The organism is Nitrospirota bacterium (genome assembly GCA_035873375.1).
In the GTDB taxonomy this organism is placed as follows: Bacteria; Nitrospirota; Thermodesulfovibrionia; order Thermodesulfovibrionales; family JdFR-85; genus BMS3Bbin07.
In genome coordinates, this window is the sequence record JAYWMQ010000025.1 from 26316 (window position 1) to 48829 (window position 22514).

General features: G+C 47.0%; 19 protein-coding genes and 1 tRNA gene. 11 read left to right on the forward strand and 9 right to left on the reverse strand.

All coding sequences use genetic code 11. The annotated features are described in order from the left end of the window. The first annotated feature begins 161 nt into the window (after positions 1 to 161). Complete coding sequence (gene glmS / locus VST71_05495; GenBank protein ID MEC4685170.1) at positions 162 to 1991, forward strand: glutamine--fructose-6-phosphate transaminase (isomerizing); 1830 nt, start codon at positions 162 to 164, stop codon at positions 1989 to 1991. Between the two features lie 30 nt (positions 1992 to 2021). Here the strand turns inward: glmS and VST71_05500 are convergent. From VST71_05500 to VST71_05525, 6 genes are all read right to left on the reverse strand, one after another. Then, a tRNA-Val gene (locus VST71_05500) sits at positions 2022 to 2097 on the reverse strand. Between the two features lie 226 nt (positions 2098 to 2323). Then, positions 2324 to 4975, reverse strand: coding sequence for a DNA polymerase I (gene polA / locus VST71_05505; GenBank protein MEC4685171.1), 2652 nt, complete (start codon positions 4973 to 4975; stop codon positions 2324 to 2326). 27 nt (positions 4976 to 5002) lie between these two features. After that, positions 5003 to 7315, reverse strand: a complete 2313-nt coding sequence (topA, locus tag VST71_05510) for a type I DNA topoisomerase (GenBank protein MEC4685172.1) — start codon at positions 7313 to 7315, stop codon at positions 5003 to 5005. Positions 7316 to 7367: 52 nt separating this feature from the next. Then, positions 7368 to 7652 (reverse strand): hypothetical protein, encoded by a 285-nt coding sequence (locus VST71_05515; GenBank protein ID MEC4685173.1) that lies wholly within the window; start codon positions 7650 to 7652, stop codon positions 7368 to 7370. Between the two features lie 138 nt (positions 7653 to 7790). After that, positions 7791 to 8903, reverse strand: a complete 1113-nt coding sequence (dprA, locus tag VST71_05520) for a DNA-processing protein DprA (GenBank protein MEC4685174.1) — start codon at positions 8901 to 8903, stop codon at positions 7791 to 7793. Continuing rightward, positions 8879 to 10075, reverse strand: a complete 1197-nt coding sequence (locus tag VST71_05525; GenBank protein ID MEC4685175.1) for an argininosuccinate synthase — start codon at positions 10073 to 10075, stop codon at positions 8879 to 8881. Before VST71_05525 ends, dprA begins: the two co-directional genes overlap by 25 nt. A gap of 500 nt (positions 10076 to 10575) precedes the next feature. On the opposite strand from VST71_05525, the gene VST71_05530 reads away from it, so the two are divergent. The 10 genes from VST71_05530 to VST71_05575 all read left to right on the forward strand — a co-directional run bounded on the left by VST71_05530 (position 10576) and on the right by VST71_05575 (position 19769). Then, a complete protein-coding gene (locus VST71_05530; GenBank protein MEC4685176.1) occupies positions 10576 to 11793 on the forward strand; it encodes an FAD-dependent oxidoreductase in 1218 nt (405 codons plus the stop codon). Between the two features lie 159 nt (positions 11794 to 11952). Then, on the forward strand, positions 11953 to 12693 hold the full coding sequence (gene tpiA, locus VST71_05535; GenBank protein MEC4685177.1) for a triose-phosphate isomerase: 741 nt from the start codon (positions 11953 to 11955) through the stop codon (positions 12691 to 12693). Positions 12694 to 12708: 15 nt separating this feature from the next. Continuing rightward, complete coding sequence (gene secG / locus VST71_05540; GenBank protein ID MEC4685178.1) at positions 12709 to 13080, forward strand: preprotein translocase subunit SecG; 372 nt, start codon at positions 12709 to 12711, stop codon at positions 13078 to 13080. Positions 13081 to 13283: 203 nt separating this feature from the next. Next, positions 13284 to 14294 (forward strand): radical SAM protein, encoded by a 1011-nt coding sequence (locus tag VST71_05545; protein MEC4685179.1) that lies wholly within the window; start codon positions 13284 to 13286, stop codon positions 14292 to 14294. A 51-nt stretch (positions 14295 to 14345) separates the two neighbouring features. Further along, positions 14346 to 15758 carry a radical SAM protein gene (locus VST71_05550; GenBank protein MEC4685180.1) on the forward strand — a complete coding sequence of 471 codons (1413 nt, stop codon included), beginning with the start codon at positions 14346 to 14348 and terminating at the stop codon, positions 15756 to 15758. Positions 15759 to 15899: 141 nt separating this feature from the next. Further along, positions 15900 to 16691 (forward strand): dihydropteroate synthase, encoded by a 792-nt coding sequence (locus VST71_05555; GenBank protein MEC4685181.1) that lies wholly within the window; start codon positions 15900 to 15902, stop codon positions 16689 to 16691. Next, positions 16688 to 17173: a ferritin family protein gene (locus VST71_05560; protein MEC4685182.1), complete on the forward strand. Its 486-nt coding sequence runs from the start codon at positions 16688 to 16690 to the stop codon at positions 17171 to 17173. Before VST71_05555 ends, VST71_05560 begins: the two co-directional genes overlap by 4 nt. A 155-nt stretch (positions 17174 to 17328) precedes the next feature. Beyond that, positions 17329 to 18174, forward strand: a complete 846-nt coding sequence (locus VST71_05565; GenBank protein MEC4685183.1) for a fumarate hydratase — start codon at positions 17329 to 17331, stop codon at positions 18172 to 18174. A gap of 27 nt (positions 18175 to 18201) precedes the next feature. Next, positions 18202 to 18789, forward strand: a complete 588-nt coding sequence (locus tag VST71_05570; GenBank protein ID MEC4685184.1) for a FumA C-terminus/TtdB family hydratase beta subunit — start codon at positions 18202 to 18204, stop codon at positions 18787 to 18789. A 53-nt stretch (positions 18790 to 18842) separates the two neighbouring features. Continuing rightward, on the forward strand, positions 18843 to 19769 hold the full coding sequence (locus VST71_05575) for an NAD(P)H-binding protein (GenBank protein MEC4685185.1): 927 nt from the start codon (positions 18843 to 18845) through the stop codon (positions 19767 to 19769). On the opposite strand, the gene ruvC is transcribed toward VST71_05575, so the two are convergent. From ruvC to argH, 3 genes are all read right to left on the reverse strand, one after another. Beyond that, positions 19744 to 20238 carry a crossover junction endodeoxyribonuclease RuvC gene (ruvC, locus tag VST71_05580; protein ID MEC4685186.1) on the reverse strand — a complete coding sequence of 165 codons (495 nt, stop codon included), beginning with the start codon at positions 20236 to 20238 and terminating at the stop codon, positions 19744 to 19746. The genes VST71_05575 and ruvC overlap by 26 nt on opposite strands. A gap of 40 nt (positions 20239 to 20278) precedes the next feature. Then, entirely contained in the window at positions 20279 to 20863 is a 585-nt protein-coding gene (locus tag VST71_05585; GenBank protein MEC4685187.1) for a D-sedoheptulose 7-phosphate isomerase, read from the reverse strand. A 273-nt stretch (positions 20864 to 21136) separates the two neighbouring features. Then, on the reverse strand, positions 21137 to 22507 hold the full coding sequence (argH, locus tag VST71_05590) for an argininosuccinate lyase (protein ID MEC4685188.1): 1371 nt from the start codon (positions 22505 to 22507) through the stop codon (positions 21137 to 21139). Positions 22508 to 22514 lie beyond the last annotated feature (7 nt).

Consider the following 22514-nt stretch of genomic DNA (forward strand, 5'->3'; position numbering starts at 1 on the left):
CCGGAGATTTTTCTATACAGAAATAACCCCAGAGACATGTTCCTATTAAGATTATAATGAAAAATCTCCTGAAATATCAAGAAAAATAGGCATATTTCTTGCTTTTTAAAATTGCATTTAAATGAAGGTTATACAATTTTACAGGTGAACAAGGAGGCAACATGTGCGGAATAGTCGGATATATTGGGAGGAGGAACTCTCTGCCGATTTTGGTTGACGGATTGAAGAGACTTGAGTACAGGGGGTATGATTCTGCGGGAATTGCCTTTCAGAATGGCAAGGGGATAGAGATATATAAAACAAAAGGCAAGATTAAGGACCTGCAGAAGATCCTGCCGCATCCTACACCGGACGCAATGGTAGGACTGGGACACACAAGATGGGCCACACATGGAGTCCCTTCTTCCAGGAACGCCCATCCGCACAGTGCAGACGGGATAGCAGTAGTCCACAACGGGATAATCGAGAATTACAGGAACCTGAGATCGCATCTCATTGCAGAGGGTCATACATTCTCTTCCGATACCGACACTGAGGTTATTCCACAGATGATTTCAAGCTATCTGCGGAAGAAACTGCCTATAAGGGATGCCATAAAAGAAACGGTTGCACACTTACGGGGTACCTTTGCAATAGGTATAATGAACGAGGCACATCCTAAAACCCTTTTTTCCATCAGAAAAGGAAGCCCTCTTGTAATAGGCATTGGCGATGGGGAATTTTTCTTTGCCTCTGATGTTTCCGCACTCCTTCCATACACAAAAAGGTTTATCTTCATGGAAGACGGACAGATATGTACGATTGGAGAGGAAGGGATAGAGCTTCGGTATCTTGACTCTCAGGAAACCACACCTGTTGAGGAGCAGGCAGTAGAGATTGACTGGACTCCGTCCATGGCTGAAAAAGAAGGTTATAATCACTTCATGCTCAAGGAAATCCATGAACAGCCAAGGGCGATGATGGATACCATCAGGGAGTGGACAGAAGACCCCGAGAGGATCCTTGACGAATTTGGTCTCACTGTAAAACGGACAATCGGGCTCAAAAAGCTACAGGTCGTTGCCTGCGGCACATCCTACCACGCAGCCCTCGTAGGCAAATACATGATAGAGGACATTGCACGCATCCCTGTTGATGTTGAAATAGCCTCTGAGTTCAGATATAAAAGCCCCATAATTGAACATGACTCCCTCTTTATCTCGATCACTCAATCCGGAGAGACCGCAGATACACTTGCGGCTCAGAGGGAAGCAAAGAAGAGGGGGGCCAGGACGCTGACTATCTGCAACGTGGTAGGGAGCACATCATCCAGAGAGGCAGACTCCGTCTTATACACAAGGACCGGCCCAGAGATAGGTGTGGCCTCTACAAAGGCATTCACTGCACAGATAGGGGCACTCTGCCTTCTTTCCATTGCACTGGGAATCAGGACCGGAAGGCTGACTCCCGGAGAGGCTGGCACACTGAGGTCTCAACTCCTGAAGATACCGGCATTTATGGAAAAGACACTGAAGATGAATTCAGGAATCGAAGAGCTTGCCAGGACACTCATATACTCAAAGACGTTCCTTTACCTCGGCAGGGGCATAAACTATCCGATAGCCCTTGAGGGAGCCCTGAAACTGAAGGAAATATCATACATACCTGCTACGGGATATCCTGCCGGAGAGATGAAACATGGTCCCATAGCCCTGATAGAAGAAGGACTACCGGTTGTTGTGGTAGCACCTGTGGATAACCTCTTTGAAAAAACCCTCTCCAACATAGAGGAGGTTAAGGCACGTGGTGGAAGGGTGATAGCAGTAACTGATGAGCCTGAATCACTTCGTGACAAGGTGGATGACCTGATTGTGGTGCCCTCTGCACACACTTCACTATCGCCCCTTGTCAATGTTATCCCCCTGCAACTCCTTGCATATTACATCGGCATGTTGAGGGGCTGTGATGTCGACCAGCCAAGAAACCTGGCAAAGAGTGTAACAGTTGAATAGATTAAAAAGAGACGGTATAGAATAAGGATATGGTAGGCGGAACAGGGATCGAACCTGTGACCTCAGCCTTGTAAGGGCTGCGCTCTCCCAATTGAGCTATCCGCCCATGTATCATTATTTAAAGACGTAAAATTTAAAGACATAAAACGCAAAGCGTTATGGACAAAGCAGAAAAAACTCCGTGTTACGCACTGTGCCCTTATGAGCCTTATCTTTAACGTTTTGCGCTCCCTAACTCTCTTCTTTCAGCCTCGCGATATAGTTGATTCCATATCTCAAGTGGTTATATTCTAAAATAAAACAGTATTTTTGTCAAATTCCCGGGAACGGCTTCAACTATGGGCTTCAGCCCAGTTTTTGCCATATCCGATATCGACCCTGATGGGCACCAAAATGACAGCGGCATTCTCCATCTCATGTTTGACAAGGTCTTTTACAGGCTGAAGCTCGTCTTCCCTTACCTCAATGACGAGTTCGTCATGGACCTGAAGGAGCATCCTGCTCTGAAGCCTTTCGGCTTTAAGCCTTTTGCTTATATTTATCATGGCCTTCTTTATGATATCGGCAGCCGTACCCTGTATGGGGGTATTCATGGCAAGCCTCTCTCCAAACGCACGCTTCTGGGCATTTGAGCTCCTCAGTTCAGGTATCTCCCGCTTTCTTCCAAAGAGGGTCCTCACATATCCAACCCTCTTTGCCTCCTCGATTATCTGCTTCACATAACGCCTGACACCGGGATGCTTCTCAAAATACTGCTCAATATAGACCCTGGCATCCTCCCTTGAGGAGCCTATGGCCCCTGAAAGGCCAAAGGCAGACATACCATAGACGACACCGAAGTTTACCGTCTTGGCCACCCTCCGCATCTCCGGGGTCACCTGCTCCCTGGAAACGCCAAACAGTTCCGCCGCAGTCCTTGTATGAATATCTATCTCTTTCCTGAAGGCATCAATTAGCCCTTCATCCCTGCTCAGGTGTGCAAGTATCCTCAGCTCGATCTGGGAATAGTCGGCAGAGAGCAGGAAAAAACCCTTCTCGGCAATAAATGCCTGTCTTATCCTTATTCCCCACTCCCCCCTGATGGGGATATTCTGCAGATTAGGGTCACTGCTGCTGAGCCTGCCGGTGGCGGTTACGGTCTGGTTGAAAGATGTATGAATACGGCCTGTCTCCGGACTGACCAGTTTTGGAAGGGCGTCAACGTAGGTGTTTTTCAGCTTGCTGAGCGTCCTCCAGTTCAGTATTTCACCGGGCAGCTCATGCATGAGGGCAAGTTCCTCAAGAACACCAACCTCGGTGGAATATCCTGTCTTTGTCTTTTTCCCGGGCTTCAGGCCGAGGGATTCAAACAATACTGCGCCCAGTTGCCGGGGTGAGTTGATATTGAACTCCTCACCGGCCAAAAAATATATCCTTGTCTTCAGGGCTGTCAACTCACGTTCAAGCTCTCCGGAAAGGTCGTTCAGAAGTTCAGTATCCACTTTTATACCCGCCTCCTCCATATCAGCAAGAACCCTTATCAGGGGCATCTCGATTTCAGAATAAAGACCCTCAAGCCCCTCCCCTTTCAGTTTCCCAAACAATATCCCCTCCAACTCCATGACAACGGCGGCATTGGAAGCTGAAAACTCGGTTGCCTCTTCAATACTCACCGCTGCAAGGGAAGAGCGCTTTCCGGCAACCTCTTTAAATGTCTTGATTCTCAGGGAGAGGTACTCAAGGCTGACCTCTTCAAGGTTGTGATTCTGTTTGTTCGGATTAAGGAGGTATGAGGCAACCATGGTATCATAAAGCTCACCCTTCAGATCAATGCCTGATTTTCTGAGTACGAGGAGTTTAGTCTTTAAATCATGGCCGATCTTCCTTATTGATTCGTTCTCAAAAAGCGGCCTGAATGCGTCAATGACTGTCCCGGCATCCAGCTGTCCGGGGGCTTCAGGGTAGTGATGGGCAATGGGCACATAATAGCCCCGGCCCTTCCCGGATGAAAAAGAGATGCCGATAACCTCTGCACTGACGGGGTGGGTGCCCGAAAATTCCACATTGAAGGCAAAGGAGTCCTCCATGGCATTTAGCAGGGCCTTGAGACGCCCTGATTCCAACACTGTCTCATAGCTGCCGGAGACATTCTGAGGAGGTATTAATTTAAGAAAAGTCCCGAATTCAAGCTCGCTGAAGAGATTGAGCAACTCCTGCCAGTCAGGCTCCCGGCGTATACACTCACTCACATCAAAATCAAGGGGCACATCCCTGTCAACTGTTGTCAGGGCATAGCTCCTGAGTATGGAATCCCTGTTCTCTGTGATGAGCTTTCTCAGCCTCTCCCGCTTTATCAGTTCAGGTTTGTCAAGAATATCATTAAGGGTGTGGTCCTTAAGAATCTCGCAGGCAGTCTTCTCACCGATACCCTTTACACCCGGGATATTGTCTGCCGTGTCACCTGTGAGGGCCATAACTTCCGGGATCCTCTCCGGGGGGATACCAAACCTCTCTATAACATCCGCCCTGCCGATGACCCGGTCCTTTACCGGATCATATATCCGGATGTGCCCGTCAACGACCTGGAGCATATCCTTGTCACCGGAGACAATATAGGCATCAACCCCCTCAGTGGCAGACTTGACCGACAGGGTGGCAAGCACGTCATCCGCCTCATACCCCGGCACCTCGTATATCTTTATCCTGAAGGCCTGAACAATCTTCTTTATGTAAGGCATCTGCATAATCAGCTCATCAGGGGCCGGAGGCCTCTGGGCCTTGTACTCTTCATATACCCGGTGTCTCTCTGTGGGAAGGGGTGAATCAAAGGAGACCACAATAGCGTCCGGCTCCTTTTCTCTCAGTATCTTGAGAAGCGTGTTGATAAAGCCATAGATGGCGTTGGTGGGAAACCCCTTGGAGTTGCTCAACCCCTTAATTGCGTGGTATGCGCGGTAGACATAGGAATTTCCGTCAATGAGATAGATGTTTGCGGGTTTTTTCATAATACCTATTTAAATCTCCATCACTCTTTATCCCTCTTTCCCCGCCTCTTCTGTTTCCAGGACTTTTTTATACTCACATTCCTTGTTCGGACAGGTAATGGTAACCTGTCCTGTCCTGTCCCTCTTTTCCACCAGATATTTTGAGTCACACTCCGGACACTTCTCAGCTATCGGCTTGTTCCAGGATGCGAATTTGCACTCAGGCCAGTTACTGCAACTCCAGAAGACCTTGCCCTTTTTACTCTTCCTCTCGATTATCTCCCCGCCGTCAAGGGGACAGCTCACGCCTGTGCCAAGGGGTTTTGTGCCCTTGCATTCAGGATAACGTGTACAGGCAAGGAACCTGCCGTAGCGGCTCTGCTTTATCACCATTGGAGAACTGCATTGAGGACACTTCTCCGTGGTCTCCTCTACAGGCTTCAGATTGCCGTTTTCCTCTTCAAGGGGTTTTGTGTTCTTGCACTCCGGATAACCGGTACAGGCAAGGAAACGCCCGTGCCTGCCCCACCTCTTGACCATTGGCAGCCCGCATGACTCACACAGGATATCCGTTGGTTCATCCTCGGGTCTTATTCTTTCCTGTGAATCCATTGCCTCGCTGAGGTCCTTGCTGAAAGGGTCGTAAAACTCCCTGACCACCCTGACCCACTTCAGCTTGCCCTCTTCCACCCTGTCCAGCTCGTCCTCCATCTTAACTGTAAAGCCTATATCTATGAGCTCGGGAAACCTCTCAACAAGGAGATCGTTTACAAGCATACCCAACTCTGTGGGCCTCAACTTGCCCTCTTCCCTCTTTACGTACTTCCTTTCCTGAATAGTCGAGAGGATGGCAGCATATGTACTCGGCCTTCCGATGCCCTTCTCTTCAAGGGCCTTGACAAGTGAGGCCTCGGTAAACCTTGGGGGTGGCTGCGTAAAGTGTTGTGATGCGCTTATATCCTTCAGTGAAAGGGTCTCTCCCTCCTTCAGGCGGGGCAGCAGACCCTCTTCTCCGGTATCCTCGTCCGTAGTAGTGTCAACACTCTCTGTATAAACAGCCATAAACCCTTTAAACCTTATCACATCACCCGACACCCTGAACTCTGCGCCGTTTCCTTCAGGAGTAATGATAAAAGTGGTCTGTTCAATCTCTGCCGGGGCCATCTGGCTTGCCACAAACCGCTGCCATATCAGCCTGTACAGGGAATACTGGTCCCTTGAAAGGAAGGCCTTGATGGACTCCGGAGGCCTGTTCATATACGTCGGCCTTACCGCCTCATGTGCGTCCTGTGCCTGACCTTTCTTCTTATATGCCGGAGGTGTCTTGGGAAGATACTCCTTGCCGTATTTTTCTTCTATAAAAACCCGTGCAGCCTCCTGGGCCTCTGTGGATATCCTGACCGAATCAGTCCTCATGTACGTAATCAGGCCAACCGAGCCTTCTTCACCAAGCTCAATCCCTTCGTAAAGCTGCTGTGCAACAACCATGGTCTTCTTTGGCGTAAATCTGAGCTTTCTGGAGGCCTCCTGCTGAAGGGTACTGGTAATAAAGGGTGGAGAGGGCTTACGTTTCCTGAGTTTTTTCTCTATCTTCTCAAGCACATAGGTCTTTGTCTTCAGTTCTTCGACGAGGGCCTCTGCCGTTGTCTTGTCTTTGATAAGGAATTCATTCTTCTCACGGTTTATTACATGCTTCTCTTTATATTTAAAGAGTCTTGCCTTGAACTCGGGAGGCACGGAACCCTCAAAGAGACCCCCTATGTTCCAGTATTCAGTGGGCTTGAAAGCCTCTATATCCCGTTCCCTCTCCACGATGATCCTTACGGCAACAGACTGCACACGGCCCGCACTCAGTCCCCTCCGCACCTTTCTCCACAGGAGAGGACTCAATCCGTAGCCCACAAGCCTGTCCAGAATCCTTCTTGCCTGCTGGGCATCCACCTTGTTCATATCAACCTTGCCAGCGTTTTTGACGGCATCACGCACTGCCTTTTCTGTAATCTCGTTAAAGGTAATCCTGTATATCTCCTTACCGTCGGCCTTGCCGGATTTACCTCCTCCGGCCTTCTTTAACTCTTCAACTATATGCCAGGCTATTGCCTCACCCTCCCTGTCCGGGTCAGGCGCAAGATAGACAACATCCGCCTCCCTGGCAGCCTTTCTCAATTCCTTGATAATCTTCTCCTTCCCGGGAATAACAACATAGCTGGGAGAAAAATCCTTCTCCACATCAACGCCGAGCTCTTTGGCAGGAAGGTCCCTGACATGACCGACTGATGCCTTTACGGAAAAACCCTTGCCCAGGATCTTGTTTATCGTCTTGGCCTTTGCAGGTGACTCTACTATTACAAGTGATTTCATTCTCAATACCTCTTTAATTTAAAGTAAACATCTGTTGCAAATGTTCCGGTAATCAGTGCCATATAACGCTTTTACCATTACCATAAACAAGGGCATAAATCTCTTCTGTCTCAAGCCCGCTATTCTTCATAAAGAGATATACCACCACTGACTTTATGGTATCCAGATCCTCGTCCCCTATCAAACGGCTCTTCTCAAGAATCCGCAGCTCATCATTTACCTTGAAGAGATTAATGTCCGACATCTCAAGTTTCACGATAATATCATCAAATTCATTCTCTTCTTCAAGCGAATCACCGTTTATTACCTTCACAATCTCCATAAACTTTCTATACACTCCTGAAACCTCCTAATAGTTCTTTAAAGACGAAAAGCGCATGGCGCATGGCGTTAAAATCCCGTATCCTGCACGCTTTGCTCTATGCTCTATGCGTCTTAGTCCTCTCCATTGCTCCATCACTCCAGGTTTCATCCCCTACATCTCAAGATAAAACTTTTTACCTCCTGACTGCTTAACAATCCCTTTGAGCTCAAGGGTTGTAAGAATTCCAAGCACCCTGTAGGAGGGCAAACCACTCTGTCTTGTCAGTTCATCAATATGTAACGGCTCCAGAGACAATTTCTCTGTAATACTCTTCTCCTCTTCAGTTAAGGTGACTGCGCACCTTTTTCTCTCCCTTATAAAACCCTTAAGCTGCGGAGCCAGTTCCTCTATTATATCAGCTGCCTTTTCCACGAGACGCGCCCCCTGCCTGATAAGGGCATTGGTCCCCGAAGACCTCGTTGAGGTTATCATTCCGGGGACGGCAAAGACCTCACGACCCTGCTCAAGTGCGTAACGGGCTGTTATAAGTGTGCCGCTGTCACCTGTGGCCTCAACAACAAGGACACCAAGGGAGAGACCGCTTATCAGACGGTTCCTCCGCGGAAAGTTCTCCCGCTCCGGTTTGGTACCCAGGGGGTACTCACTGATAACAGATCCATTTGCCTCTATCATCTTCATCAGCCCGGCGTTCTCAGGAGGATAAGGGACATCCAGTCCTGAACCAAGAACGGCAATGCTCCTGCCACCCTTTCTCAGGGCCGCCTTATGTGCCACTGTATCAATTCCCCGTGCCATGCCGCTTACTACCGTCATACCCAGCCTGCCAAGTTCTCCTGCAATCATATCCGTTACCCTTACTCCATAATCCGTCGGCCTCCTGGGACCAACGACTGCAATGGAAAACCTGTCCTCTTCTTTTATATCACCCATTGCATAAAAAATCAAAGGGCTGTCACTTATCTCCTTCAGAAAACAGGGGTAGGAGGGGTCACTGTACCTGATAATTTTCACACCCAGGGCCTCGCACTTTTTAAGAATCCCCTCGATTCTTCCCCAATCCTTAAAAGACTTTATGGCCAACGCCCTGCGCTCTCCCACACCCTCTACAGACTTAAGTCCTCTCGGAGTTGCCTTAAAAACCGCCTCAGGTAACCCAAAGGTATTCAGGAGATTCCTCATCCTTGCAGGCCCTATATCCTTTATTGAGGAGAGGGCAATCCAGTAGATTAAGTCATTTGTCATCTTCCATTGGTCATTTTCCATTTTCTCTGCTTCAGTCTCAATGCATTAAGTTTTATAAAACCCTCGGCATCCTTCTGATTATAGACCTCTTCAGCCTCAAAGGTTGCAAGCTCGGTGCTGTATAAACTCTTTGGAGAAGTTCTTCCAACTACACTGCAGTTGCCCTTGTATAATTTAAGCCTCACCCTTCCTGTCACATCCGCCTGAATCCTGTCCATCATCTCCTGGAGCATCTCCCTCTCAGGAGAGAACCAGTAACCATAGTAGACACATTCAGCATATTTCGGTATCAGTGAATCCCTGAGGTGCAAAACCTCCCTGTCAAGAGTAATGGACTCCATGGCCCTGTGGGCAACATGGAGGACCGTGCCTCCGGGTGTCTCGTACACACCCCTTGACTTAATCCCGACATACCTGTTCTCTACAAGATCCACCCTGCCTATTCCATGCTCACCGGCAATCGCGTTCAGCCTTGAAAGAAGCTCAAAGGGGCTGAGTTTTTCACCGTCAATGGCCACGGGGTTGCCCTTTTCATAATCTATCTCAATGTAAACCGGTTTATCAGGAGCCTTCTCCGGTGAAACCATCATTGTATACATATCATCCGGTGGTTCCGCCCACGGGTCTTCAAGCACTCCGCCCTCATAACTTATATGGAAGATATTCATGTCCATACTGTATGGTTTTTCCTTTGTAACCGGCACATCTATACCCTTTGCCCGGGCATAATCAATGAGAGATTCTCTCGAGTTAAAAGGCCACTGCCTCCAGGGCGCTATCACCTGTATGTCGGGCTTCATTGCATAATAGGTAAGCTCGAACCTCACTTGGTCATTACCCTTACCCGTAGCACCGTGGGCAACCGCATCCGCCCCTTCCTTCTCAACAATCTCAATCTGCCTCTTTGCAATAAGGGGCCTGGCAATGGAAGTGCCCAGCAGATAAACTCCTTCATAAACGGCATTTGCCCTGAGCATGGGAAAAATATAGTCCCTGACAAATTCCTCTCTCAGGTCTTCAATATAGGCACGCAGTGCGCCTGTACTGAGGGCCTTGTCCCTGACAGCCTCAAGGTCTTCTTCCTGGCCAAGGTCTGCACAGTACGCAATGACCTCTGCATTGTATGTATCCTTAAGCCATTCAATTGCAACCGAGGTATCAAGACCTCCTGAATAAGCAAGAACTATCTTCATCTATCCTCCCTTGAAAATCAAAAAAACTCTGGAGTAATGGAGTGTTGGAGTGATGGAATTCAATTCTCCAATTTCCCGTCAGTGTCTCCACGGTATATACCTTCCTGCGTTAAAAACGCTTACCTGGCGATTTATACACTAAAAAATAGTAATGATATCTGTCAAGTAAGCCGCCAGAGGCAATATCAATTCATCCGCAGATTTCAGGGAAAGATTATATACAGACTTTAATCCTCAGATTACGCAGATGACTCAGATTTTAAAAGCGATGGTGTGTGTGAAGGGCATATCCCCGGCCTGGATATTTTATAGTATTATACGTACAGAGGATAGAGGCGCATAGCGCAAGGAGCATAGCGCAGAGAGCATGGCGCAAAAGACAAGGCGCATGGCGTATGGTGGGACATGGAGCTATTACCTTAACGCTTTATCCTTAACGCTATGCGCTATGCTCCATGCGCCTTATCCTTTGCGCCTTTGAGAAACTGAAGGGGGGGAAAATGATGAAATACGTCATAACAGGAAACGGTGTTGCAGGCACAACTGCGGCAGCCTTTATCAGAAAGATCGACAATGACGGCATGATAACCATTATTAGTGATGAGACATATCCCTTTTACAGCAGAATAAGGCTCATAGACTTTCTGTCCGGGGATGTTGATGAAAAAAGTATTATTTTAAAAAAGGACACCTGGTATGAAGAAAACAAAATCAACCTTATCCTGAATACGGCTGTAACAGATATGGATATTGCAAAAAAGGAACTAACCATATCACATGATAAAAAACTGAAATATGACAAGCTCCTGATGGCAACAGGTGGAATACCCTTTGTTCCCGCCATTGCCGGTGCCGATAAAAAAGGGGTCTTTACCCTCAGGACCCTGAAAGATGCAATTGCAATAAGGGAGTATGCAGGGATGGGTAATAAGCGTCTCCTCATAATCGGAGGTGGCGTGCTCGGTCTTGAGGCAGGGAACGCCCTGAGAAAGTCCGGCATCTCTGTTGCAGTTGTCGAGTTTTTCGCAAGGCTTCTTCCAAGACAGATGGACCCTGACGGTGCCGATATACTCAGGACACAGATGGAGCAGATGGGATTCAGATTCTATCTCGGCACAAAAACAGAAGAGATATTTGGTGCAGACAAGGTTGAAGGAGTATTACTTGAAGATGGAAGAAGAGTTGCCTGCGACATGATAATCATATCTGCAGGCGTCAGGCCAAATGCAACCCTTGCTCAAAAGGCCGGGCTGAAGATTGAAAAAGGCCTGATTGTTAACGACAGGATGAAAACGGAACTGCCGGATATTTACGCAGCAGGAGATTTGATACAACACAGGGGGGTCTTTTACGGAATATGGCCTGCTGCAGAAAAACAGGGTGAAGTTGCAGGGATAAACATGGCAGGAGGAAACGCTGTTTATAAAGGCACGACAATATCCAATTTCCTGAAGATTGCAGGGGTGGGTCTTGTTGCAGCCGGCAACATTGACGCCGAAGGGAATCACGAATCAATAGTAATAAAAGATCCCGGCAAATTTATCTATAAAAAACTCGTCATCAGGGAAAACAGAATAATCGGCACAATTCTTTACGGAGATATAAAGGATATGCGAAGGATTGTCAAGGCAATCGAAAACAGGACGGATATAAGCGCAATAAGGAATGAGCTTGAGAAGTGGAATTTAGAGGGACTTACGCAGAGCAGCAAAGACTAAGGCGCATGGCGTAAAAGATAAAAGCAAAGGCGCATGGCGCAGAAGGCATAAGCTCATTTACGTCTTATCCTTAACGCTATGCTCTATGCGCTCTGCTCCATGCGCCTTTAACTTTAAAAAATTTGACTTTGTCTCCCTCTTTGGGGTTTAATTAATATCATGCGTTTACCTGTGATGGCTGCAAACTGGAAGATGAACAAGACTACGAAGGAGACCGAGGGGTTTATTAATGGTTTCCTCCCGCTTGTAAAGGATGTGCAGGATGTGGAGATAGTTATTGCCCCGCCTTTTACCTCGCTGCCGGTTGCTGCAAAACTCCTCGGAGAGAGTAACATTAAACTCGCAGGACAGAATGTCTTTTATGAGGTGTCAGGGGCTTATACGGGGGAAATATCCCCTCTTATGCTTAAGGATGTGGAGTGCTCATATGTGATTATCGGCCACTCAGAGAGGCGCCAGTATTTTGGTGAGACTGACGAGACTGTGAACAGGAAGATCAGGGCAGCCATAAGCGCAGGGCTTGCAGTAATATTCTGCATTGGAGAAACACTTGAGGAAAGAGAGTCCGGGGATACATTTAATATACTGAAGAGGCAGATAACAGAGGGATTAAGCGGAATTACCGCCAACGGGCTTGTTCTGGCATATGAGCCTGTATGGGCCATCGGCACCGGCAGGACCGCATCACCTGAGCAGGCACAGGAGGCGCACCGGTTTATCAGGTCGGAACTCGAAAACCTCTATGGTGATACTGCCGGCACAATAAGAATTCTCTATGGTGGAAGTGTAAAACCGGATAATGTATCCTCCCTGATGTCAAAGGAGGATGTGGACGGCGCCCTTGTTGGAGGGGCGAGTCTGAAACCGGACAGTTTTGCAGGAATAGTCAAGTACATTTAGCGGAGATAAACAATTATGATAATAACAATACTTACATTTATTCACGTAACCATATGTCTGTTACTGATAGGCATAGTCCTGATTCAGGGTGGAAAGGGAGCCGAGCTTGGTTCAGCCTTCGGAGGCGGATCGAGTCAGACGATATTCGGCGGCAGGGGTGCGGCTACATTCATGAACAAGCTCACCACAGGGATTGCCATAGCCTTTATGGTTACGTCCCTTATACTTACAGTGGTTTCTGTAAAACAGGGCTCTGTTGTCAAATCCACCATTATGCCTGAAGAGAGGGCCATACCCTCCTCTCCTGCAGGTGTGACTCCTGGGTCAGAGGGGGCAAACCCGGCTATACCTGAACAGGTCCCGACAGATAAACCGGCAAGGAAATAAACTCTCCCCGCAGATATGTTCTTTAGTAAACATCTGCATAAACCCTGATTCAAGCAAAAATCGTCATACTATCAAGAGTGTCCTTGACTTTAAGCTTTATAAAGGTATAAAATATTGTTATGAATCTGGCACATACACTTGTTTCTTACTAAAAACCCCATGTCAAAACCAAAAAAATCCACATGCTAAAAAAACCCCTTAGAATGGCGAATGCCGCAATCCAGTTTAACCTCTTTAAAAAGAGAAATCTTATCAAGGTAGGGCACAGGATAACCCACAAATGCAATTACAAGTGCTCTTACTGTTCGCTATGGAAGGACAATCTCAGGGAACTGGATACCATACAGGCATTGAATCTTGTGGATCAGGTTGCTGATATGGGTTGTGTAGTCTATGCCATAAGCGGGGGAGAACCCCTTATAAGAAAAGACCTTCCCGATATTCTCAAACGGATAAAGAAGAGAGGCATGATAGCAAAAATAGTTACAAACGGCTCTCTTGTAGCAAAAAGAATCGATGAAATATGTAACAACGTGGACGTAATGAACTTCTCTTTCGATACAGTAAATGCAGATGTCCCTGAAGATATTGGCATTATAAAAGTCCTTAACGATTCTGTAACCGAAGGCATTAAGGTAGCGGTCAAAAAGATCCCCCACGTCGGGCTTAACGTGGTACTTACCAAGCTGTCTGCAAAAGAGCTTGATAAAATTGTAGCAACGGGTTACGAACTTGGGATTAAATCTTTCACCTTCTTTCCCCTCATCACTCATTTCAACTATAAAAACCTGGATGAACTTGAAAAAAGATATGATAATATCTATGGAGGCATAGATAACTATAGAAACGCTGTCTTAAAAATAAGGGAACTTCGGGATAAAGGTTATCCTGTAACAATGAGCAACATGATGCTTGATGCCATGTACACATTCAAGATACCAAAGATGAAGTGCATCTCAGGATACCTTAGCTGTGGTATATCGCCTGACGGTAAGCTGGGAACATGTTATGAATTTTTTAAAGAGAGTACGGGATCGTTTCATGATAAAAACTTTAAAGAACTTTGGGAAGAGCTTGGAAATAATCTAAGTGTAGTGGATAATTGCAAGGGGTGCCTCCTGCACTGCTACTTTGAGCCTAATGCAATATTTTCAGCATCTCCCGGAGCCATCTTCTCGTACGGCAAAAGATATATCAGGGCTCTTTTGCGGTAAAATGACCATAATTCAGATCTCCTATCACCTGTTAATAACAGATGATACCTTATGAAAGTTCTACTTATCCATCCCCCAATTAGCATGACAAAGAACACCCCGCCTATATTTAATTCGCTGCCACTGGGGCTGGGATACATTGCATCAGTGCTTGAGCAGAATAATATTGATGTCAGGATCATTGATGGCTACATTGAAGGTCTGAATCGCGAGAAACTCAGCAATGAACTTGACGCTTACTCACCTGACCTGGTAGGAATCAGCGTTGTAACACCGAGGGCAAAACAGGGACTGGAGATTGCAAGGATAATCAAGGAGAAATCACCGGAAACATACGTGGTGCTTGGCGGGCCACACATCACTGCTCTTGGCCCCGAGGTCATCACACGCGACGAAGTGGACATAACAGTCATTGGAGAAGGCGAATACACCATGTTGGATATAGTCAGTACCCTTGGAGGCAATCGGGACTTAAGTGGTGTCAAAGGGATTCTCTTTAAGAAAAACGGTAACGTGATCAACACGGGGGTCAGGCCGATAGTTAAGGATCTGGACCAGATACCTTACCCTGCCTTTCATTTACTGCCGATCGGAAAATACACTCCCTATCCCTCAAATACAAGAGGCAGGCCAGGCAATTTCGTCAATATAATTACAAGCAGGGGCTGTCCACATGCCTGCACATATTGTGATGTCAAGCTCACATTTGGCCAGAGCTTCCGGGTCCACAGCCCGGAGTATGTGATAGAGGAAATTCAACATCTGTATGATAAATACAAGGTCAGGAATTTCTCCTTCCGCGACAGTATATTCAACCTGAACAAGGAACGAATAAAACAGATCTGCAGGCTGATTATCAAACGGGGTCTTGACATCTCCTGGGAATGTAACGGCAGGGTGAACTACGTGGATGAAGAACTCCTGAGAGCAATGAAAGAAGCAGGCTGCTGGCAGATTCAGTACGGAGTGGAATCCGGCAATCAGGAGATACTGAACAAGGCCTCCAGAAACACAACTATTGATCAGATAAAGGAAGCCTTCAAGCTGACAAAAGAGGTTGGCCTTGAGGTCCACGGATACTTTATGGTTGGACTGCCGGGAGAGACAAAGGAGACCCTTAAAGACACGATTAAGCTGGCAAAGGAGATAAGCCCGGACCTCGTAGGATTCACAATCGCCATCCCGTTCCCCGGAACGGAATTCTTTGAATGGGCCAAAGAACATAACTACCTGAGGACCGATGACTGGAACAGTTTTGTTTATAATACCGCAATTGTAGAGACTCCCCAGCTAAGTATCAATGACCTGCTGGATGCCCAGAAAAAGGCGCTCAGAAGCTATTACCTGAGACCAAGCCAGATATTAAAACATGCACTGAAGATGAGGTCATTCAATGATCTGAAGACCAATATTGGGTATGCAAAGGTGCTGCTCTTCAGTTTCAAGGATATATACAGGGGATAACCCTGGATTTCCTGCCTTCTCACTATTTTCCTTGATATTTTCTTTCATACGCAATCGATTTGTGATAATATGGTAGTATAATTTATCTGCCTTGGCCGATGGGCTCCAAGGCCTGTTCATATCATAATTAAGGAGGTCATCATGATTGTAATAGCCGAAAATCTGAACACGAGAAACCAGGCTTACATGAAGGCAGTAACGGAGTTTGACCCCGAGACAATCAAACGCCTGAGTGGTGAACTTGTAAACACAGGGGCTGATGTTATCAACATTCAGTGCTCACTGGACGGCTCCGGAGATGAGGAGATGCTTCCGAGGGTTGTTGAGGTCATAGTTCAATCACATGATCCGGTTATAAGTCTTGATACAAGAAATACCGAGGCACTCAAAAGGTCTGTTTCCCTGTGTACGAAACCGCCGATTATCAACTATCTCTCTCTTGAAGAGCAAAACGCTGAAAAAATCCTCTCACTCTGCCGTAACAACCAGTGCTGGTTGATAATCAGGGCATTGAAGGGCATAATCCCTACCTCCCTTGAGGGTAAAATGCAGGTACTTGAAGAACTGATCGAGATGGCCAATGCAGCGGACATACCGAATGTACGGCTTTTTGCAGACCCGTCCGTGGTACATATAGGCAGGGGAATGGGACAGGACCACATCGCAAGCTCCCATGAATGCATTCTTGCCCTTAAAGAGATGGTTGACCCGCCCATAAATACCATAGCCTGGATATCCAATGTCTCGGTGGGACTCAATAAAAACCTGAAATCAACAGTAGATTCAACTTTTATGACTTACATGGCAGGTGCCGGACTGGATGCCGCCATAGTTGATGTTCTTGACACGGAGATCATGAAAACCATCTACCTGATAAGATCGTTCAGAGATGAGATAATCTTTTCAGAGGCTGACCTGGAGGGTGTGGGATGATTACCGGTAAAGAAGACCTGATAGAGGCAATTGTTGAGGCCTACGCAATGGAGAAGGGAACAAGGGATTTTTATGATTTTGCAGCTTCAAAGGCCAAGGTTGATTATGCAAAAGAGACTTTCACAAAACTCCGTGACTGGGAAGAGACCCATATGAACTACCTTGAGTTTTTACACCGGTCCCTTCAGGGAGATATTGAGACCCTGAGCTACGAAGAGTTCAGGAAAAAGGTTCCCGCTACGCATATTGAGTCGGGAATTCCTGTAAAAAACGCCGAAGAGCTGTTTGAGGAAAAGGAATTTATTGACGATACTGAAGCCATTATATTGGCACTTGAGATTGAGGGGAAGGCATTTAATTTTTACAGAAAACTGTCTGATTCAGCAGAGGATTCCAATGCAAAGGTAATCTTCAGGGAAATGATGTCCCAGGAAGAGAAACACATCGACTCCCTCATGAGCTTGAAGAGGACTACGGGGTGAGGAGAGAAGATTGGAGTGGTGGAGTGGTGGAGTGGTGGAGTAAGGATTATGGAGTGATAGGAAGCTTTATAGGGTTATCTTGTCAGTTAACTCCTAAACTCCTCAACTTTTTTTATCCTTAACTCCTCAACTCTAAAAAACAGGAGGCAAAAGGGTTGTTAAAACTAAAACACGGGATTGCTGAACTTTACAGAAAAGTGGCAACCTCCCTGCCATCGGATATCGAAAATGAACTCAAACAGGCACATGAAATAGAAGATGAAGGGATTGCCAAAGAGGCAATGAAGGTAGTCCTTGAAAATATTGCACTTGCAAGAAAGACATCACGACCCATTTGTCAGGATACCGGAGTGCCGACATTCTTTGTCAGAATCCCGCAACAACTGAGCCAGAAGGAATTGAGGGAGATCATCGTTGTTGCCACAAGGGAGGCCACTGAAAAGGTGCCCCTCAGGCCAAATGCCGTGGATATCCTCACAGATAAAAATTCAGGGGACAATACCGGAAAAAACATCCCGGTGATATACTTTGAAGAGACCGGGGAGCATGTCCTCACGATTGATCTCATGCTCAAAGGCTCGGGATGTGAAAATGCAGGACAGATCTACAAGCTGCCGGCAGAAGAGATAAACGCCCAGAGAGACCTTGACGGAGTCAGAAAGTGTATAATTGATACTGTTTTCAAGGCACAGGGAAGGGGTTGTCCCCCTTATACCCTTGGCGTCGGGATTGGGGCAACAAAAGACCAGGTCTCTGTGCTTGCAAAGAGGCAACTGCTCAGACGGATTGATGAAAGAGACGGAGATGAAGAAATCCACGCCCTGCAGGTAAGGCTCCTTGATGAACTGAATCAGCTTGGCATAGGGCCCCTCGGATTTGGCGGCAAGACCACGGTAATCGGGGTAAATATAGACTACAACCACCGCCACCCGGCCTCCTACTTTGTGGATGTCTCGGTCTGCTGCTGGGCTAACAGGCGGGGAAGACTGGTTTGGGGATAGAGAATATTTATACCTTGGAGGCACTCAGTGGATCTCAAACGATTAACTACCCCACTCTCTGAAGAAGATACCGGTTCATTGAGAGTGGGAGACTTTGTGATGCTGAATGGAATGCTTGTAACAGGCAGGGACAGGGTCCATAAATTTCTGTTCAGCGAAAAACTTGACAGTAAATCCATCCCCTTTGAACTCAAAGGTGCTGTACTCTATCACTGCGGGCCAATAATCAAGAAAGAAGAGCAGGGATACAGGCTTATAGCCGGCGGGCCGACAACAAGTCAAAGGGTGGAGATGTATGAGTGGTGGGTGATAAAAGAGTATGGACTGAAGGGAATTATAGGGAAAGGCGGCATGGGAGAAAAGACCCTCCAAGCACTGAGAGAAGAGGGGTGTGTTTATCTCCATACCATAAGCGGCGCTGCAGTTTATCTTGCTGACAGGATAAAGAGGGTTGTGGATGGCTGGAAGATTGAGGAGTTCGGGGAGCCGGAGGCCATGTGGCTCATAGAGGTTGAGGATTTCCCTGCAATAGTCACGATGGATGCCCATGGAAACAGTCTGCACAAGACCATTACTGAAAACTCTATGAAAGTATATAAGGAGCTGATTTTATAAGAACAAGCTAATCTGCGGATAGAGGATATTAGTTTCTATATCTTTTTAAAACTATGATATTTATTGCTGGAGCAACAGGTTTTGTAGGCAGACACCTTACAAGGAGTTTAAGCTCCGGAGAGTATAGGGTAAGGTGCCTTGTGAGGTCTGATAAAGGGGCCGGAGCATGCACGTCCCCTGGCTTTGAGACTACTAAAGGTGACATTACCGACAGGGAGAGTTTGAAGGGAAAACTTGAAGGGGTCAGGCTTGTCACTCATCTTGTCGGGATTATCAGGGAGCAGGGAAAGAGCACTTTTGACAGGGTCCATATTGAAGGGACAAAAAACCTTGTTGATGAAGCAAAATCCTCTGATGTCGAGCACTTCTTCTTTCAGTCAGCCCTTGGTGCAGACCTCCGCTCTCCGTTTAAATACCTTCGGACAAAGGCCGAAGCTGAAGAGATAGTAAAAGACTCCGGAATCCCCTATACCATATTCCGGCCCTCGTTAATAATAGGCCCTGGTGATGGATTTACAGAAAACATAAAGGAGCTGCTAAGACTTGGGCCTGTTGTGCCTGTGCCAGGGGATGGAAAGGCAAGGTTTCAGCCGATATTCATTGATGACTGGGTCAGATGTTTCTTAAAGATTCTTGATGGTCAGGACTTTATAAACCGGGTTCTTGAGTTTGGAGGCCCTGAGCATCTGAGTTACAACGAGATATTGAAACTCATAATGAAGGAGATGGGGATAAACAAACCCATTGTACATATCCCCCCCACTATCACAAAGGCCGGACTCCCCTTTCTTCAGGTCTTCAGAACACTTGGCAGGACAGTTGGAATAAAAATGCCGGATGTAAGTGCTGAGCAGATCGACCTTCTTCAGCTCGACAATATTACTGAGCTGGATTCTGTAGAACACGAGTTTGGTTTCAGGCCTGTGGGGTTTGAAGAGGCTGTAAAGAAGACACTTACGGATCAACCAGACAAGACCTGAAGTTCATTGTATTTAGATGACAGATAGCCAGGGCCAGGGCATCAGCACCATCAGGAGAGGGCTCTTCGTCAAGGGAGAGGATAGTCTTTACCATCTTCTGGACCTGCCTTTTTTCAGCCCTGCCATATCCTACAACCGCTTTTTTTATCTCATTTGGACTATATTCCTGTAAAACAACCCCCTCTTCAGCCACAGCAAGCAAAATGACACCCCTTGCATGGCCAAGGTGAAGCGCTGCTTTTACTCCCTTTGCAAAAAAGACCTTCTCTATAACTGCCTGCTCCGGGTCATACAGCTTCATGATATCCCTGATGTCTTCATGCAGTTGCTTCAACCTTATATGCAGAGGCTCTTTTTTGGGGAGGGCTATTACTCCTGAACTTACATGCAAAAGGTTCTTGCGATCATCCTGCTCTACAACTCCGTATCCGCAAAGAATACTTCCGGGGTCTATCCCTACAATCCTGATATCTCACCTCGCATTCAGAAGTTACAATACTTACTCAGCGCTATCGCTTTCTGGGCACCTCAAAGAGTATCTCATCAACCATCTGACAGAGTATATGACCCAGGGTTATATGCACTTCCTGAACCCTCGGGGTATCAGTTGAGGCAACCACAAAAGCATACGCGGACCTGGAAGCCATCCTGGTACCCTTTCCCCCGGTAAATGATATTGCAACCAGCTTCTTTTTCTTTGCTACATCAAGGGCCTTGTGGATGTTTTTAGATGCCCCGCTCGTACTGATGGCAATAACAATATCTCCCTCTTCAGACAGACTCCTCAACTGACGGGCAAATACTTCAGAATAATCATAGTCATTGGCAATAGCCGTCAATACGGCAACGTCGGTATTCAGGGCAATAGCGGGCAGACCGGGTCTTTCTCTCTTAAAGCGGTTTATAAATTCCGCAGCAATATGTGAGGCATCAGTGGCAGAGCCCCCGTTGCCAAAGAGGATGAGCTTTTTCCCGTCATTGAAAGCATCGGCAATGACTTTAGAGACCTGGATTATATTATCGATATTCTCTTCAAAAAACTGCTTCTTTACCTCAAGGCTGTCCCGGACAGCCTTTAAAATTGATTCTTTCATCAAGTATTACTCCTTAACAGATAAATGTCGACTCGCCTCTGTCCCATAGACTCTGTCAAAATAAATGACGCCACCCCCTGTAGGTTAGTACTATCAGCGGTCCATGCCTGCTTTTTTTCGGTAGTGCTCTTTGAAAGTTTTGTTTTCGATTGATAATCATTCAGGGTTGGTGGACCTTTCTTGCCACATGCAAGGACAATTAAAGAAAAGGCCACCAGTAAAGCTAATCCTGCTATTCTTACCATAAATCTCATTTCAGGTTAAATTATACCACTATAACGATTTCCTTAGCCGGTCAATCTGCCTTCTTACCTCGTCCGGAGATGTGCCTCCCCTTGAATTTCTTCTCTTCACAGCCTTTTCAATGGTAAGAAGTTCAAAAATGTCCGCACCTATCAAAGGTGAAAACCCTTTGAACTCATCAAGCGTCAATTCATGAAGTTCCGAGTCTCTTTCAATGGCATATCTGACAACCCTTCCGGTAACCTCATGGGCATCACGGAAGGGCAGACCCTTTCCAACCAGGTACTCGGCAAGGTCAGTGGCAAGCGAATAACCCGCGGCAGCTGTATCCTTCATCCTCTTTTTATTAAACCTGACCCTTGGCAACATCTCGACAAGTATGGTCAGAACGCTGTTAAGGGTATCAACAGTATCAAATACCGGAAGTTTGTCCTCCTGCATATCCCTGTTATATGCAAGGGGGAGGGCCTTCATGGTTGTTAAAAGACCTATGAGTGCACCATAAACGCGGCCGACTTTCCCCCTTATCAATTCCGCCACATCCGGGTTCTTCTTCTGCGGCATTATACTTGAACCCGTTGTAAAGGCATCAGGAAGCTCAATAAAGGAAAACTCCTCTGTTGACCAGAGGACAAGCTCTTCTGCCATCCTGCTGAGATGAAGCATCAGGATTGAGCCAATGGACAGAAACTCAAGGGCAAAATCCCTGTCTGAAACCGCATCCATACTGTTGCCGGCAATCCTCTTAAACTTCAGAAGCCTTGCAACATAGGCCCTGTCTATCGGCAGGGTGGTACCGGCAAGGGCACATGCGCCAAGGGGAAGTGTGTTGATCCTCTTGAGGGCATCCTGAAGCCTTTCCCTGTCACGCTGAAACATCTCGACATATGCAAGAATATGATGCCCGAGGGTTACGGGCTGAGCCCTCTGAAGGTGAGTATATCCCGGCATTATCGTATCTGCATGCCTTTTGGCAAGCCTCAAAAGAACCCTCTGAAGCTTTTTTATTGTCCTTATAAACCCCTCCACTTCAGCCCTGAGATAAAGCCTCAGGTCAAGGGCAACCTGGTCATTGCGGGAGCGTGCTGTGTGGAGCTTGCCGCCTGAAGGCCCGATCTTCTTTATGAGTGCAGCCTCTATATTCATGTGTATATCCTCAAGATCCTGCCTAAAACGAAACTTGCCTGCTTCTATTTCAGAGGCTATCTCCTGAAGACCCTTGATAATCTTATCAGCATCATCACCAGAAATGATTCCCTGACGGGCGAGCATCCGTGCATGTGCAATACTGCCCTGAATGTCGTAAGGCCAGAGCCTCCAGTCAAAGGATATGGACTCAGTAAATGCCTCGACACTACCGGCAGTCTTCTCTTTAAACCTTCCAGCCCAGGGTTTCTTCATTCCGCTA

What these genes read in the sequence shown, in the direction of transcription:
- secG (MEC4685178.1), top strand. Translation starts at nt 12,709, where the DNA reads ATGATAATAACAATACTTACATTTATTCACGTAACCATATGTCTGTTA.
- VST71_05530 (MEC4685176.1), top strand. Translation starts at nt 10,576, where the DNA reads ATGATGAAATACGTCATAACAGGAAACGGTGTTGCAGGCACAACTGCG.
- argH (MEC4685188.1), bottom strand. Translation starts at nt 22,507, where the DNA reads ATGAAGAAACCCTGGGCTGGAAGGTTTAAAGAGAAGACTGCCGGTAGT.
- VST71_05525 (MEC4685175.1), bottom strand. Translation starts at nt 10,075, where the DNA reads ATGAAGATAGTTCTTGCTTATTCAGGAGGTCTTGATACCTCGGTTGCA.
- VST71_05550 (MEC4685180.1), top strand. Translation starts at nt 14,346, where the DNA reads ATGAAAGTTCTACTTATCCATCCCCCAATTAGCATGACAAAGAACACC.
- topA (MEC4685172.1), bottom strand. Translation starts at nt 7,315, where the DNA reads ATGAAATCACTTGTAATAGTAGAGTCACCTGCAAAGGCCAAGACGATA.
- VST71_05585 (MEC4685187.1), bottom strand. Translation starts at nt 20,863, where the DNA reads ATGAAAGAATCAATTTTAAAGGCTGTCCGGGACAGCCTTGAGGTAAAG.
- VST71_05575 (MEC4685185.1), top strand. Translation starts at nt 18,843, where the DNA reads ATGATATTTATTGCTGGAGCAACAGGTTTTGTAGGCAGACACCTTACA.
- glmS (MEC4685170.1), top strand. Translation starts at nt 162, where the DNA reads ATGTGCGGAATAGTCGGATATATTGGGAGGAGGAACTCTCTGCCGATT.
- tpiA (MEC4685177.1), top strand. Translation starts at nt 11,953, where the DNA reads ATGCGTTTACCTGTGATGGCTGCAAACTGGAAGATGAACAAGACTACG.
- VST71_05555 (MEC4685181.1), top strand. Translation starts at nt 15,900, where the DNA reads ATGATTGTAATAGCCGAAAATCTGAACACGAGAAACCAGGCTTACATG.
- VST71_05560 (MEC4685182.1), top strand. Translation starts at nt 16,688, where the DNA reads ATGATTACCGGTAAAGAAGACCTGATAGAGGCAATTGTTGAGGCCTAC.
- polA (MEC4685171.1), bottom strand. Translation starts at nt 4,975, where the DNA reads ATGAAAAAACCCGCAAACATCTATCTCATTGACGGAAATTCCTATGTC.
- dprA (MEC4685174.1), bottom strand. Translation starts at nt 8,903, where the DNA reads ATGGAAAATGACCAATGGAAGATGACAAATGACTTAATCTACTGGATT.
- VST71_05545 (MEC4685179.1), top strand. Translation starts at nt 13,284, where the DNA reads ATGGCGAATGCCGCAATCCAGTTTAACCTCTTTAAAAAGAGAAATCTT.